Genomic DNA, 14,405 nt, shown 5'->3' on the forward strand with positions numbered 1-14,405 from the left:
GACGTTTTTGGTGATTTACTGTTTCTCAAATGCCTTTTTTCACTTTATATGTTTGTTTTGATGCTCTCTTTAATTTTTTCTCTACGTAATTTACCTCTGTGACAGTTTGGGGTGCGGAATGTGGGATATAAAGCTAATTCTGCCCCTTCATAAAACTGCTGAAATGCTTGGCGAATTTCTTCGCAGTCGTTCACAAAGTCTAAGACAAATGTATCTTCTTTCCTGGGATGAATGCGATTAAGTCGAGAAAGGGTTTGTACTGCTTGAATACCTGACAGCCGCCTATCAATATACATGGTATGTAGCAAGGGTTGATCAAAGCCTGTTTGATATTTTTCCGCTACGAGTAAAACCTGATATTCATTAGTAGCAAATTGTTCTGGCAATTCTTTCTCTCGAATGCCTTGATTCATTTCCTCTTCACTGTAGGTTTTGTCTTGAATTTTGTCGTCTGTGACTACACCAGAAAAAGCTACCAGCGTTTTGATCGCATAGCCTTTTTCTGTGATGTATTTATCAAAACTCTGTTTGTAGCGCACTGCTTCTAAGCGAGAGCTAGTTACTACCATTGCTTTGGCTCTACCACCAATTTTATGCCGGGTAAAGGTGTTGAAGTGTTCCACCATTATTTCTGTCTTCTGGGCAATATTATGGGGGTGTAAACGCATAAAACGAGCTAGGGAACGGGCTGCGTTCTTGCGTTCGACGTTGGGATCGTTGTTACTGGCTTTAATTAGGTTGTAGTAAACTTTATAGGTGGTGTAATTCCGCAAAACATCTAGGATAAAGCCTTCTTCTATGGCTTGACGCATGGTGTAGCGATGAAAAGGCTCTCCTTGACGACCAAAAAATTTGAGAGTTTCATGTTTTGGTGTGGCTGTAAAAGCAAAGAAACTCAAGTTAGATTGATGGGAACGTTTAACTAAATTGCGGAAAAGTTCTTCTAAATGTTCTAGTCCTTCCTCTTGGGCGCGGTTACGTGCTTCTGCTTGCAATGCTTGTCCGCCTAATACCCCTTTTAACTCGGTGACGGTTTCCCCTGATTGGGAACTGTGTGCTTCATCTATAATCACAGCAAAGCGACGGGTAGGCAAAATACCGCTACTTTCTTGGTTGCGTTCTTCTGCTAGTTTGATTAATTGGCGTGTGACAAAGGGGAATTTCTGTAAGGTGGTGATGATGATGGGAACGGCACTTTCTAGGGCTTGCGCTAACTGTCGGGAGTTATCGTCAATTTTTTCTACAACCCCTTGACGGTGTTCAAATTGATAAATGGTGTCTTGTAATTGCTGGTCAAGGACGCGGCGATCGCTAATTACTATGACACTATCAAAAACACGCTGGTTTTGTTCATTGTATAAAGATGCAAGGCGATGAGTCAGCCAGCCTATGGTATTACTTTTACCGCTTCCGGCTGAATGTTCAATTAAATAATTTTGTCCTACACCTTCACCCTTAGCCGCATCTACGAGTAAGCGCACAGCCTGAAGTTGATGATAGCGGGGAAATATCATGGTTTCTTTTTTGAATTTGCGCCCATCATCGTCTCGTTTTTCTTCTGTTTGTAAATGCAGAAACCGAGCTAGGAGATCAAGTAAACTATCCCTTTGTAAAACTTCTTCCCACAGGTAAGCTGTGCGGTAATTACGTCCTGCTGTGTCTGGTGGATTACCTGCCCCGCCATCGTATCCTTTGTTAAAGGGCAAAAAGTGGGTAGCTTCTGCCGCTAGGCGTGTTGTCATCCAAACTTCTTCGGTATCAACGGCAAAATGTACTAAGGTACGGCGTTTAAACTCAAAGATAGTTTCTCTGGGGTCACGGTCTTTACAGTATTGCTGTTTGGCATTTTCTACTGTTTGCCCTGTCAGTGGATTCTTTAGCTCTAGGGTGATAACTGGAATACCATTAAGACTGAGGGTGATGTCAAGGGAACGTTTTTTTTCCCGTTCACTGTATTCTAGTTGTCGGGTGATACCTACACAATTGGCAGCATAACGGGTTTCTAAGTCTGAGTTGAGTTTGTGAGCAGCTTTGAAGTAAGCTATCCGCAGGGTGCGACCGTAGCATTTAAACCCATGACGCAGGGTATGTAGTAAGCCGTATTTGTCCAGCCATTTACATAGGTCTGTTAGCACTTGTTCACCTGTTTTTTCTTTGTGCAGTGCTTCTAGTTTTTTCCACTCTTTGGGTTGAGTTTGTTGGATAAATGCGATCGCTATCTTGGGAAATAGGGCGCGAGTGCGATCAAATTTATCTGTAATTTTCACATAGCCATGACTGAGAAGGTGATTTTCAATCACGCTTTCAAATGCTGTTTCACCATATCTAGCTATGTTCATTTGCGCCTCTTTTGATCTTGAATTAGGTTTGATTTTTCAATAGAAAATTTATTTAAAATTGCTTTTTATGTAAATTTTTGTGATATTATATTAATAATTAATTAGAAAGGTAATTAAACAGCAATAAAGTTATAAATTAACTTTTTCATTCTCTAAACTAAATTAACACTGAATGACTCGTTTTATCCATGATGAATTTGCCAAACAATATCTGACAGAACTATTAACACCCTATGGTGAAGTAGAAACCAGTAAAGATATTACCTCAGAAGCTCGGCAAATTGACGTATTATTTACTCCTAACTCCCCATCTCCTGATAGGATAGAATCACTAGGACTGCTAGGGAAAATGGGGACTTATGCTAGTTATGCCATATTTGAGCCATTCCGCAATGCTGTTAGCATCAGTGAAATCCGCAGTTGCATTAATAAATTATTTGACATCGTTGCTGATATAGAACGGCAAGCAAAACGCAATAATGCGCGAATAAATGAGGAACAATTACCCTATTTGTGGATTTTTACTCCTACAGCATCGTTAAATATCATATCAGGCTTTAATGCTAGTTTGGATCAAAATCAATGGGGTGAAGGAGTTTATTTTTTAGGAAAATCTTTCAAAACCGCTATTATTGTCATTCATCAACTACCCAGTACACCAGAAACACTGTTTTTAAGAATATTAGGTAGGGGAAAGGTACAAAGACAAGCGGTGGAAGAGTTGGAAGCACTATTGGCAAATAGTTCTTCTTTGTCCAATGTTGTACAATTAGTACATGACCTAATTGCCATTTTATCAGCACGCCAACAACAACAACAAGATATTGATCAAGATGATCGGGAGTTGATCATGAAATTATCACAAATCTATCAAGAACAGTTGGAAGAGATTAAAAAACAAGAACGACAAGAAGGAGAATTACTAGGAATTGATCGAGGTGTTCAAAGAGAACGTCGTGCTATGGTTGAAAGTATCCTAGAAGTACGTTTTGGTAAGGTTGATGCAGATTTAGCCACAATTATTGATCAAGTAATTGCTATGAGTAGGGAGGAATTTACTCCTTTACTTTTACAATTATCTCGTGAGGAATTATTGGCTAAATTTCCTCGATCATAGTTAATAATTACACTGACTAAGCTGATTTATTTTGATGTCAATATCAGGATTTACGGGATGATGAATTTTTCAATTTTCACATTCTGTAAATCTTTGATTTTGTGAATTAGATTCTAGTGAGGTAGAGGTGATGAAAATGAAACGCAGATAAACGCAGATACACGCAGATACACGCAGATAAGTTTGTGATTAATAGGCTATAAAGTTGATTATTTTTTGATGCTAATTTGTCCGGTAACTGCTGCTGTAATTAGTGCGGTGCGACGCTCCTGTAAAAGTTCGATAGTGCGCTTTGCTGCAACGGTCAAATTATCTAGCTTTAAAACGTTAGCTTTGATGTGATCAACAATTTGATTTTGTTCATCTATAGGTGGAATTGGAATCCAAAGGTTTGTTACTATCTCTTGTGAAATATTTTGCATAGAATTACTAGCGCCTGTTGCATCACATTCAAATTCAAATCGTCCAGCTATTGAACGCAAGTAAAAAACTAGATATTCAGGGTAAAGTCTATTCCCGTACATTTTTAAACGATATAATTTATCACAAAGTATTAACTTAGAACGAACTTGATCAACTAGCGCAGCACTTCCTACTAATTCAGTGGTATTTGCTCAACTGATGAGAATATCACCAGGTTTGATTTCGTATTCTGTGAGTGGTTTGAGATCCGTAGGGAGACGTTTATTTTCGTCAGGATTAAATTCCCAAGCATTGACAGCACCGACTTTAAGAACACCCCATTCATCTTCATCAGCAGGAAAGTTATCACATTGTGGGGACCAACCTTGCTCAATTTTGGCAATATGATATTTTAGGTGTTCTACTTCCCAATGTTGTGGAATATTTCCAATCCATTCAATACCAGAATCACGCATAGGAACATCAGGATTTAACCCACAAGTGATAACATTAGTAATTAAGGATTGACGTTTTTCTGTTAGTAAATCAAGCAGACGTTCTTTAGCTGAAATGAGTTTGTCTATTTTGACAGTTTCATGATCAAGATAATTTGCGATCGCAATCTGTTGTGATAAAGGAGGATTAGGTAGCTTAATATTCGCATACTTTTCCCCATTCACGTTTCCAATTGTTGCTTCTATAGCAGAAGTGCCTAGCCATAGTTGAAACTGTAGAGACTTCGTAATGTAGAAGTAATATTTTGGAGATTGTCTAGAATTAAAAATAAATCTGACTAAATACCCTGCATATGCACAAGGTTCATATTTATCCGAGTAGACAAAAGCTCTACCCACTGTTCCGCTTCGAGAAATAATCAAGTCATGTGTATTTAGAATATAGTTGTCAACTAATTCTGGTGAAACATAAACACCTTGTGGCTCTAAAGTTCCATCTTCTTTTATATCGGAGGTTCTCAAAAATCTCACTCCATTTTCGGAATAAGCATCGGCTGGGATGTTTGCTCCGTAAAGTGCGGATTGGGAACATAAATACTTAAGAGGTACTAAAGACCAGTGTAATGGAATATTTGTCCATAATTTTTCAATATCAAAGTTAGTCTTATCCATCGTCAAAAATCAAGAAATTACCTCAGATAACAAATTCATAAACTCTTCTTCCATTTGCTTAATATCAGCATCAATTTCAGCCAAAGGTCGCGGAGGAGTGTACTTATAAAAATGCCGATTAAAATTAATCTCATAAGCACTGCGAATTTTATCACCATCTGCCCAAGCATCATTTACGTGCGGTTCAACCTCATGACAAAAATAATCCACAATTTCATTTGTTAAAGAGATATTTTCAAAATCCCTTAATTGCGTATCTGGCTCATACATCCGCTCAATTTTGCCCTTAGCATCTCGAAACCAACCCCAAACACGGGCATTAGGTTCATTAGTTGCTTTACGTTCTTTGAAAATAACTCTCTCAGATTCTACATTACGCTCTGTAAACACATCTCTAAACAGCTTACTTTCTGCCTTTTTCCATTTACTACCACGCTGCTTAATTAAAGCATTCATCAACTTATCAAACTCACTCCAATTAGGACGGGGTTCTCTTCCTAATTCTCTATCTATTGCTTGTACATCATCTAACAAGTGAGGAACAGCATCTAAAAATCTGCTTTTGCGTTCCACATCCATTTGGTAGAGCAAACGTAACGGTCTTTCAATGGGAACACGATGATAACCAAAATCTTCATTATCAAAAATCTTGCTGGTTTCACTTTCCTCAAATTCCCCATAGTCCCGCACCACAGCCGCAATATCTTCTTCACCCATATAACGGCGTTTATCGCCCAAACTACGGCGCATAGGTAGCCAACGAGAGCGAGAGTCTATTAATTGAATCTTACCTTTACGGTGTTTTTGCTTGCGATTAGTAACAATCCAAATATAAGTACCAATTCCAGTATTATAAAACATTTGCTCTGGTAAAGCTATAATCGCTTCTAACCAGTCATTTTCAATCACCCATTTACGAATTTCACTTTCACCACTACCTGCACCACCAGTAAACAAAGGTGAACCATTGAAAACAATAGCCAAACGTGAGCCATTTTTCCCTGCTTCTGGTTGATATGGCTCAAACTTACTAATCATGTGCTGTAAGAATAGCAAAGAACCATCATTAACTCGTGGTGTACCTGCGCCAAACCTACCAGCAAAACCAAATTTTTCGCTTTCCTGTTGTACTTCTTTTTGTTGCCTTTTCCAGTCCACACCAAAGGGGGGATTAGCTAAAAAATAATCAAAATGTTCACCAGAATATTGATCATTAATTAATGAATCACCATAACGAACATCACTTTTTTCATTACTTTTTAATAATAAATCTGAAGCAGCAATAGCATAAGCACGGGGGTTAAAATCCTGCCCAAATACATATAATGTTGCAGTTGAATGATTCTCACGTAAATAGGTTTGGGCTTCTGCTAACATTCCACCAGTACCACAAGTGGGATCAAGTAGTTTGCGAATAATCCCTGGTTGAGTTAAAATATCATCATCAGGATCAAACAAAATATCTACCATTAAGCGAATCACTTCTCTTGGTGTAAAGTGATCACCTGCTGTTTCATTAGCTGCTTCATTAAATCTGCGAATTAGATCTTCAAATAACAACCCCATACCGATATTATCAACAGCATCAGGATGGAGATTAATATCACAAAATTTAGAAACTACGAGATAAAGAATATTAGCCTCGCGCATCTTTTCAATTTCGGCAGTAAATTCAAATTTCTCAAAAATTTCATAAACGTTTTTTGAGAAACCTTTAATATAGCTAATAAGATGTTGATCTATATTGTCAGGATCACCTTTAAGCTGCTGAAAATCTAGTTCTGAACGATTATGAAAACGCTGCTTTGCTACTTTGTTAAGCATTGCATCCAGGGCTTCATCCTTAAAAGTATCCTTCCGTTTGTGATATTCTGCTAATACTTGGGGTTTAGTTGAAGCAAGCACACAGTCAAAGCGACGCAACACCGTCATTGGTAACATTGCACGCTCGTATTGCGGTGGCCGATAAGGACCCCGTAACAAGTCAGCAATTTGCCAAATGAAGTTGGAGAGTTGGTGATGTTCTTTCATTATGCGTCTGTTATTGATCTGCCTATTATATCCACATTTCAGGTAAGCGGAACGTAATACTAAAACAGATTGCACTGGCAATGGCACTATGTCAAGGGTGAGGATGGTGGAATGTCTGAGATTGTTGGGAATTGTGAGATGATGCGATCGCTCACTTTACTATAAGCATAACCCTTTAACTCCCCTGTGACTTACCACCACTAGGGGAATCTTTTTTTTGTAACCAATCTTTTATGGCCTCTGCTAAAGCCGCAGTTTGCGTCACTTCCAGCCGCGCACAGGCAATTTCAAAGGCGATTTTTATGTCTTTAGGGACTCTTCCCCTCACTTCTCTAGTTTCTTCTGTCATCCTAATTTTAAAGCCCTAGCTTGCGGTTTTTATTTTTGCACAGTCTTTGAGAAAAAAATCATTTGCGCTATTGCGTCATTACGTCATTGCGCTATAATTAGGGAAGGTAAAAAAAATCAAAGACACTATGAGCGTTATTACAATTCAATGTCGCTTAGTTGCTGATGAAAGCAGCCTCCGTCAACTATGGGAATTGATGACTGAAAAAAATACACCATTTATCAATGAAATATTGATACAGATAGGAAAACACTCAGAATTTGAAACCTGGCTAGAAAAAGGGAGTATACCTGCTGAATTACTGAAAAAACTGGGTAATTCTCTCAAAACTCAAGAACTTTTTACTGGACAACCTGGACGTTTTTACACTTCAGGGATTACTTTAGTGGATTATCTGTATAAGTCTTGGTTTGCTTTGCAAAAACGCAGAAAAAACCAAATAGAAGGGAAACAGCGTTGGCTAAAAATGCTTAAAAGTGATCAAGAACTTGAGCAAGAGAGTGAATGTAGTTTAGAAGTAATTCGCACTAAAGCTGCTGAACTTTTAACTAAATTTGCACTTCAGTCTGATGAAAATGACCATCAGAAAAAGGGGAAAAAGACTAAAAAAGCTCCAAAATATAAAACATCTTCAATTTTCAAAATTCTTTTAAACACTTACGAAGACGCGGAAGATCCCTTTACTCGTTGCGCTCTTGCATATCTACTTAAAAATAACTGTCAAATTAGTGAAGTAGATGAAAACCCAGAAGAATTTACCAGAAATAAGCGCAGAAAAGAAATTGAAATTGAACGCTTAAAAGATCAGATCCAAAGTCGCATTCCTAAAGGTAGAGATTTGACGGGAGAAGAATGGTTAGAAACTTTAAAAATTGCTACTTTCAATGTTCCGCAAAATGAAAATGAAGCAAAGGCATGGCAAGCAGCACTTTTAAGAAAAACTGCTAATGTTCCTTTTCCTGTAGCTTATGAATCTAACGAGGATATGACATGGTTAAGAAATGATAATAATCGTCTCTTTGTGCGGTTTAATGGTTTGGGAAAACTTACTTTTGAGATTTACTGCGATAAGCGTCATTTGCATTATTTCCAACGCTTTTTGGAGGATCAAGAAATTAAACGCAATAGTAAAAATCAACATTCAAGCAGTTTGTTTACTTTACGCTCAGGCAGAATTTCTTGGTTGCCAAGTGAAGAAAAAGGTGAACATTGGAAAGTAAATCAACTTAATTTTTATTGTTCTTTGGATACTCGGATGATGACTTGTGAAGGAACTAAAGAGGTGGTTGAGGAGAAAGTTACAAAAATTACGGAAATTTTAACTAAAACAAAACAGAAAGATGATCTCAATGATAAACAACAAGCCTTTATTACTCGTCAGCAATCAACCCTAGCTCGAATTAATAACTCTTTTCCTCGTCCCAGTAAACCTAATTATCAAGGTAAATCTTCAATCTTAATAGGTGTTAGTTTTGGGTTAAAAAAACCAGTGACGGTAGCGGTGGTAGATGTTGTCAAAAATGAGGTTATAGCTTATCGGAGTGTTAAACAATTACTTGGTGAAAACTATAATTTACTAAATCGTCAGCGACAACAACAGCAACGCTTATCTCATGAACGCCATAAAGCCCAAAAACAAAATAAATTTAATTCTTTTGGTGAATCAGAGTTAGGGCAATATGTGGATAGATTGTTGGCTGATGGGATAATAGCGATCGCACAAAAATATCAAGCTAGTGGTGTTGTTTTACCAAAACTCTCTGATATGCGGGAGCAAATCAGTAGTGAAATTCAATCTAGAGCCGAAAATAAATGTCCTGGTTACAAGGAGGCTCAACAAAAATACGCCAAAGAATAAACGACGACAAATAATTTGTTATTCGACAACAAATGGAGAATAGGAGACTCGAACCCCTGACCTCTGCGGTGCGATCGCAGCACTCTACCAACTGAGCTAATTCCCCTTATTCGTGCTTATGAGTTCTTATCTCTAATACACATACTCTATTCTAGCATTCAGAAACAATAAATTGCCCATCTTTTTTTAAAAAAACTTCCTGTACCTGCTGTAAATCCAAATCAATCAAATAATCAATTGTCCAATTAGCTTGACGTTGCAACATATGGAACGGGTAAGTATTCGCTACACCTACCACCTGCATTTGGGCTTTTTTGGCTGCTTGAATACCTACTGGGGTATGTTCAATCACTAAACATTCGTGAGGTTGTAGATTTAATTCTGGATATACTTGATTCATCCGTTCCACTGCTAATAAATATCCTTCCGGGTTAGGTTTATGACTGTTGATATCATCCCCTGATACAATCACGGGAAAGTATTCAGTTAATTTAGCAGATGTCAACACCGTTTCTACTTCTAAAGATAAAGTATCACTGACTAACCCCAATTTGAGATCATGGTCACGAATTTGAAAAATTACGTCTTCAATTCCGGGATACAAAGGCAATTTTTCTAACTTTTCCAATTCTAGAATATAACCTTGAGCTTTGCGGGTAAGTAATTGAGTCATATAAACTTCTGTGACTACCCGACCACGATTTTTCAGCAGGTTTTGCAAGTAAGCGCGATGGCCGAACCCTAAAAAAGCTTGACGTTCTTGCACTCGTTGAAGTTGGAGATTTTCCCCCAGGAGAATCTCATCTATTAGTTGAATATGGATTTGTCTATCTTTAATGATGACACCATTAAAATCAAATAGAACTGCTTTTAAACTCATCGCGCTAATTCCTAACTCCAAATTTGGGGACTCCTGCTATACATTTTCCTGCCACTAATTACTGATTGTAATATGGCTGAGTGCAGAATGTAGGATCTAAAAGAGTAATGGCCATTGGTAAAATCCGATGTTCCTGCACTTGAATTCTAGCGTGTAGAGTTTCTGGTGTATCCTCTGGGAGAACAGGAACAGCCGCTTGGATTAAAATCTCTCCACTGTCAACTTCTAAAGAAACAAGATGTACAGTACAGCCAGTGATTTTCACTCTGGCTGCTAAAGCCTGTTCCACAGCTTGTACACCCTTAAAACTCGGTAATAAACTGGGATGAATATTAATCATCCGCTGGGGAAAAGCATCAATTAACACTTGTGTAACTAATCGCATCCATCCCGCCATAATCACGAATTTCACATCATACTGCTGTAATATTTGGACTATTTTACTATCAAACTTTTCTCGATTTTTATAATCACGATGATTCAATAGTACAGATTCTACACCCCATTTTTCAGCCCTGATTGCTGCTTTAGCATCAGGATTATTGTAGATTAAAACTTGAATTTTGGCGTTGATTTTACCATCAGCAATAGCTTGAGCAATTACTTCAAAATTACTGCCATTTCCTGAAGCCATGATTCCTATTTGCAAAGGCTGATCAGATGAAACTTGGTAATTATAAATATCAGGAGAAATCAGACTGGAATGATTATTTATTGTCAAATCGTAAGTCATAAAAGTAAACCATAAACCCCATTGGTAAGTAGGTTGGCGTTAAAAATTGTCGTTATGACAAGGGAACTCTTAACAGGGAAGAAGTTATTGCTTTTGTTCTATTTTGGGTTAGTCTTGTTACTTTTTTGGTGGGGGAGAACCAATGAAAAATTTACTTGTGCGATCGCAAGAAATCTTAGCAACTGCATTTTTATTATCTGTCTGTTGTCCCGATTGAGACGGTTGAATAAAACAAGATTTTTTCCAGTAAAATCCTTTGGCATTGGCACTAGGTCCATTCCAAACAGTCAAAATATCTAGTTGATATCCAGATTTGATATTAACTACACGAGGTTCAACACTCCATAGTTGTTTTTCTTGAGATTTACTGAGGTGATTATTAATTGTTCTCTTCCCCAAATTCCTTAGCTGCTGATCAGCTTCTAGTAACCATTTTTCTACTTCTGACCAGGGTTTATTGGCAATTTCTTGATTAACTAAAGGTTGAATTTTATTTAAAATCAGATCACCATTTTTTGGTTTTTTTGCAGGTGGTTCTAGTCTAATTACAAAGGCACTTTTCTGAAAGTTGTCTGCACGTAAACTAGGATAGTCTTTTAACCACTTATCTATAACGAAGTAAAACTGCAACCAACAACTAATTAACATACACCAAGATAACAAAACTATTATTTTTTGGCGGTCTTGTAATTTGGGCAGTTTCGCTTTTGCGGATCTTCCTCCCGTACCTTCAAAGAAGTTAGGTATGGCCGTAACAATTGCAGATATTGTTGGCCAAATAACTATAGTTTTAGCTGTTAATATATTCTCCTGATGTCCAAAGGCAAAGACGCTAACTAAGAACCCTGTAATTATTGCCCCGACTGGCATAAAAGTTCCGGGAAATCTTAAAGGATCATCGGTGGTATACCAAGCTGTTCCTGCTAACAAAAATAGCCAACCACAAAAGGCAATAATATCTTTGACAGATCCTACAGCAAAATATGATATTCCCCAAGAAAAAACACTCAAATAAATAAATGTCTGCCACGAGTATGCTTTCGCTGGTGTCAGAAATTTTTGCACTCCTGCGAGTAAACCTTTAATAAATTGAAATATGCCCAGTATTTCCTTAAATAATGAGTCCATTGGATTACCTCTAATTAATAAAGTGATTAATATTGATCATCTTCCAGAATACAGAGAGCGAATTAATAAGATGATGGTTATGGCACTATAACTCAGTGAATTAGCTATTAATGTTGTAATTACTAAATTAGTATTTTGCAATTTAGCTATATTCATATAAATTGCTCTTTGTTGTGAAGAAATGATTCCCGTTTCTGTTTTTGTTCCACCTTCATCCATCACAATTATCAGCATTTTCATGATTAAGAACTTAACTATAAAAGTCGCTAAAAAAATAGTGAATGATAATAAAATTATCAGGGAACTGATACTAGTATCTTTTAGCTTATTAAAAAATACATAATTAATCAGTTCTGATTTGATAGTAGTAGGTAATATTGGTTCGATCACAAAAAAGATAATCCAGCCAATTACACTAGAAAAAACATTAATGGTAATTGCATAAAAAATGCTAGTCTTCTTATCAAACTTTAGCCATTTATTAAGAACGGAAGCTTCTAGGGGAATGGCTGCCAGTAAGAATAATGTTTCAAAAAATATTGCCCCAATTGGCAAAATTATGGGTAATGATAATTCGTCGGACATATTTGTTAAAAGTTTAAGTTAGAAGCATTTGGGCGGTTATAATCCGCGTTTACACAGACGAAACCCACCTGAGTTGATAAACCTGATTTTTTGCTTGTAAAAAATACTAACAATGGGCAATTATCTCATGTTTTGGTATTTATGATCTGAGTATATCAAGATTTTTATTTTGATAGTATTAATACATTCCTTTAATTTAAATACGTAAACAAAAAACCGCACATCCTCAGTCTGGTTTCGTTAAGATAAGGAATTACCACTTTATAGCTTTTCAAAAGATGACAAGGAACGGTATCGGTATTCGCACAGCGCAAGTGCGTTCTGAGCGGCTTACGGGTCAAATTCACGTCTATGATGGTTTGGGCAAAGGTAAGTCCCAAGCGGCTTTAGGGGTGGTTTTGCGCTCGATTGGTTTGGGAATTAATACACCCAGTGATTCTAGCCGGGTGTTACTATTGCGGTTTTTAAAGGGCCCAGAACGGGATTATGATGAGGATGGAGCGATAGCGGCTTTACAGCGCGGGTTTCCCCATTTAATTGACCAGGTTCGCACGGGAAGAGCCGAATTTTTCGGACATGATCAAATTACACCTTTTGATCGCACAGAGGCTACACGGGGTTGGGATGTAGCTAAAGGTGCGATCGCTTCTGGTTTATACTCGGTTGTAGTTCTAGATGAAATTAACCCGGTTTTAGATTTAGGTTTGCTATGCGTGAATGAGGTCATAAATGTTTTAAAATCTAAACCCCAAGAATTAGAAATCATTACGACTGGACGCGCTGCTCCACAACCATTATTAGATATTGCAGACTTACATTCGGAAATGAAACCTCACCACCACCCCACAGCCGCAGAACTGTTTATTGAAGGCATTGAAATTTATACAGGTGCAGGAAAGGGTAAATCTACCAGTGCCTTGGGTAAAGCTTTACAAGCTATTGGCAGAGGTATCAATCATCCTGGTTCTAACCGTGTATTGATTATGCAGTGGTTAAAAGGTGGTAGTGGCTATACTGAAGATGCAGCTATAGCCGCTTTACAGCAATCTTATCCAGAAGTAGTAGATCATCAACGTTGTGGACGGGATGCCATTGTTTGGCGTAATTCGCGTCAAGAATTAGACTATATAGAGGCGGAGAGAGGTTGGGAAATTGCTAAAATGGCGATCGCTTCTGGTGTGTATAAAACTATCATTCTCGATGAACTCAATCCCACTGTGGATTTAGAATTATTACCTGTTGATCCCATTGTCCAAGCATTATTACGTAAACCACGCGACACAGAAGTAATTATTACCGGTCGCTGTCAAAATCAACCGGCTTATTTTGATTTAGCCAGTATTCATTCTGAGGTTTTTTGTCATAAACATTACGCAAATGAAGGCGTGGAATTGAAGCGGGGGGTTGATTTTTAACTCTAGGGGCGCAGGGTCTGCGCCCTCCGTTCTATTTCTATTTAAGGTATACAGCAGTTACTAGTATTATAAATTACAGGTATTAATGATAAAACTCTTGTGGTGCGGGCATCTTGCCCGCATAAACAGACATTAATGAGAAAACTCTTGTGGTGCGGGCATCTTGCCCGCATAAACAGACATTAATAATAAAACTCTTGTGGTGCAGGCCTCTTGCCCGCATAAGAAGTACCTCACTCAAGCTAAACTTGCTGTAATATTTTTATTTGGGTTGAGAAAAACCAACCCAAAAATCACGATTATTGATGATCTTCTTGATTTAACCAAGTTATTAAATCAGTATCTGCAATTTTAGCAAGATTATTGTCAGAATCAGGATATCCAGGATTTAAGGATTTACAGGATGTAAACTAATACAAATAGTTTTGAGAAGGATAATAT

General features: G+C 37.6%; 11 protein-coding genes, 1 tRNA gene and 1 pseudogene. 3 read left to right on the forward strand and 10 right to left on the reverse strand.

All coding sequences use genetic code 11. The annotated features are described in order from the left end of the window. Positions 1-44: 44 nt before the first annotated feature. On the reverse strand, positions 45-2,339 hold the full coding sequence (locus tag FFO06_RS19515) for a type I restriction endonuclease subunit R (RefSeq protein WP_201275494.1): 2,295 nt from the start codon (positions 2,337-2,339) through the stop codon (positions 45-47). A 172-nt stretch (positions 2,340-2,511) separates the two neighbouring features. Between FFO06_RS19515 and FFO06_RS19520 the strand changes: the two genes are divergently transcribed. Further along, the gene (locus FFO06_RS19520) at positions 2,512-3,456 is read left to right on the forward strand and encodes an RpnC/YadD family protein (protein WP_137909520.1); all 945 of its coding nucleotides are present in this window, start codon (positions 2,512-2,514) and stop codon (positions 3,454-3,456) included. A gap of 209 nt (positions 3,457-3,665) precedes the next feature. Here the strand turns inward: FFO06_RS19520 and FFO06_RS19525 are convergent. The 4 genes and pseudogenes from FFO06_RS19525 to FFO06_RS21675 form a co-directional block, all read right to left on the reverse strand. Continuing rightward, a pseudogene (locus FFO06_RS19525) lies at positions 3,666-4,037 on the reverse strand (restriction endonuclease subunit S); the annotation flags it as partial. Between the two features lie 33 nt (positions 4,038-4,070). Continuing rightward, the gene (locus FFO06_RS19530; RefSeq protein ID WP_137909522.1) at positions 4,071-4,985 is read right to left on the reverse strand and encodes a restriction endonuclease subunit S; all 915 of its coding nucleotides are present in this window, start codon (positions 4,983-4,985) and stop codon (positions 4,071-4,073) included. A 9-nt stretch (positions 4,986-4,994) separates the two neighbouring features. Continuing rightward, a complete protein-coding gene (locus FFO06_RS19535; RefSeq protein WP_137909523.1) occupies positions 4,995-7,016 on the reverse strand; it encodes a type I restriction-modification system subunit M in 2,022 nt (673 codons plus the stop codon). A 175-nt stretch (positions 7,017-7,191) separates the two neighbouring features. After that, positions 7,192-7,365: a hypothetical protein gene (locus tag FFO06_RS21675; protein ID WP_190372791.1), complete on the reverse strand. Its 174-nt coding sequence runs from the start codon at positions 7,363-7,365 to the stop codon at positions 7,192-7,194. Positions 7,366-7,492: 127 nt separating this feature from the next. Between FFO06_RS21675 and cas12k the strand changes: the two genes are divergently transcribed. Continuing rightward, positions 7,493-9,223 (forward strand): type V CRISPR-associated protein Cas12k, encoded by a 1,731-nt coding sequence (gene cas12k / locus FFO06_RS19540; RefSeq protein WP_236097192.1) that lies wholly within the window; start codon positions 7,493-7,495, stop codon positions 9,221-9,223. 33 nt (positions 9,224-9,256) lie between these two features. Here the strand turns inward: cas12k and FFO06_RS19545 are convergent. From FFO06_RS19545 to fraC, 5 genes are all read right to left on the reverse strand, one after another. Beyond that, positions 9,257-9,329: transfer RNA gene (locus tag FFO06_RS19545), tRNA-Ala, on the reverse strand. Positions 9,330-9,374: 45 nt separating this feature from the next. After that, positions 9,375-10,103 (reverse strand): HAD family hydrolase, encoded by a 729-nt coding sequence (locus FFO06_RS19550; protein ID WP_137909524.1) that lies wholly within the window; start codon positions 10,101-10,103, stop codon positions 9,375-9,377. Positions 10,104-10,161: 58 nt separating this feature from the next. Further along, on the reverse strand, positions 10,162-10,836 hold the full coding sequence (purN, locus tag FFO06_RS19555) for a phosphoribosylglycinamide formyltransferase (protein WP_137909525.1): 675 nt from the start codon (positions 10,834-10,836) through the stop codon (positions 10,162-10,164). A 117-nt stretch (positions 10,837-10,953) separates the two neighbouring features. Further along, positions 10,954-11,964: a septal junction protein FraD gene (gene fraD / locus FFO06_RS19560; protein ID WP_137909526.1), complete on the reverse strand. Its 1,011-nt coding sequence runs from the start codon at positions 11,962-11,964 to the stop codon at positions 10,954-10,956. Between the two features lie 36 nt (positions 11,965-12,000). Further along, positions 12,001-12,549 carry a filament integrity protein FraC gene (gene fraC / locus FFO06_RS19565; RefSeq protein WP_137909527.1) on the reverse strand — a complete coding sequence of 183 codons (549 nt, stop codon included), beginning with the start codon at positions 12,547-12,549 and terminating at the stop codon, positions 12,001-12,003. A gap of 278 nt (positions 12,550-12,827) precedes the next feature. Between fraC and FFO06_RS19570 the strand changes: the two genes are divergently transcribed. Further along, positions 12,828-13,964: a cob(I)yrinic acid a,c-diamide adenosyltransferase gene (locus tag FFO06_RS19570; RefSeq protein ID WP_137909528.1), complete on the forward strand. Its 1,137-nt coding sequence runs from the start codon at positions 12,828-12,830 to the stop codon at positions 13,962-13,964. Positions 13,965-14,405: the final 441 nt, after the last annotated feature.

Source organism: Dolichospermum planctonicum (genome assembly GCF_005402965.1).
In the GTDB taxonomy this organism is placed as follows: Bacteria; Cyanobacteriota; Cyanobacteriia; order Cyanobacteriales; family Nostocaceae; genus Dolichospermum; species Dolichospermum planctonicum.

Bases quoted from the DNA above. Each gene is read 5' to 3' on its own strand.
- FFO06_RS19515 (WP_201275494.1), bottom strand. From the start codon at position 2,339: ATGAACATAGCTAGATATGGTGAAACAGCATTTGAAAGCGTGATTGAA.
- FFO06_RS19520 (WP_137909520.1), top strand. From the start codon at position 2,512: ATGACTCGTTTTATCCATGATGAATTTGCCAAACAATATCTGACAGAA.
- FFO06_RS19530 (WP_137909522.1), bottom strand. From the start codon at position 4,985: ATGGATAAGACTAACTTTGATATTGAAAAATTATGGACAAATATTCCA.
- FFO06_RS19535 (WP_137909523.1), bottom strand. From the start codon at position 7,016: ATGAAAGAACATCACCAACTCTCCAACTTCATTTGGCAAATTGCTGAC.
- FFO06_RS21675 (WP_190372791.1), bottom strand. From the start codon at position 7,365: ATGACAGAAGAAACTAGAGAAGTGAGGGGAAGAGTCCCTAAAGACATA.
- cas12k (WP_236097192.1), top strand. From the start codon at position 7,493: ATGAGCGTTATTACAATTCAATGTCGCTTAGTTGCTGATGAAAGCAGC.
- FFO06_RS19550 (WP_137909524.1), bottom strand. From the start codon at position 10,103: ATGAGTTTAAAAGCAGTTCTATTTGATTTTAATGGTGTCATCATTAAA.
- purN (WP_137909525.1), bottom strand. From the start codon at position 10,836: ATGACTTACGATTTGACAATAAATAATCATTCCAGTCTGATTTCTCCT.
- fraD (WP_137909526.1), bottom strand. From the start codon at position 11,964: ATGGACTCATTATTTAAGGAAATACTGGGCATATTTCAATTTATTAAA.
- fraC (WP_137909527.1), bottom strand. From the start codon at position 12,549: ATGTCCGACGAATTATCATTACCCATAATTTTGCCAATTGGGGCAATA.
- FFO06_RS19570 (WP_137909528.1), top strand. From the start codon at position 12,828: ATGACAAGGAACGGTATCGGTATTCGCACAGCGCAAGTGCGTTCTGAG.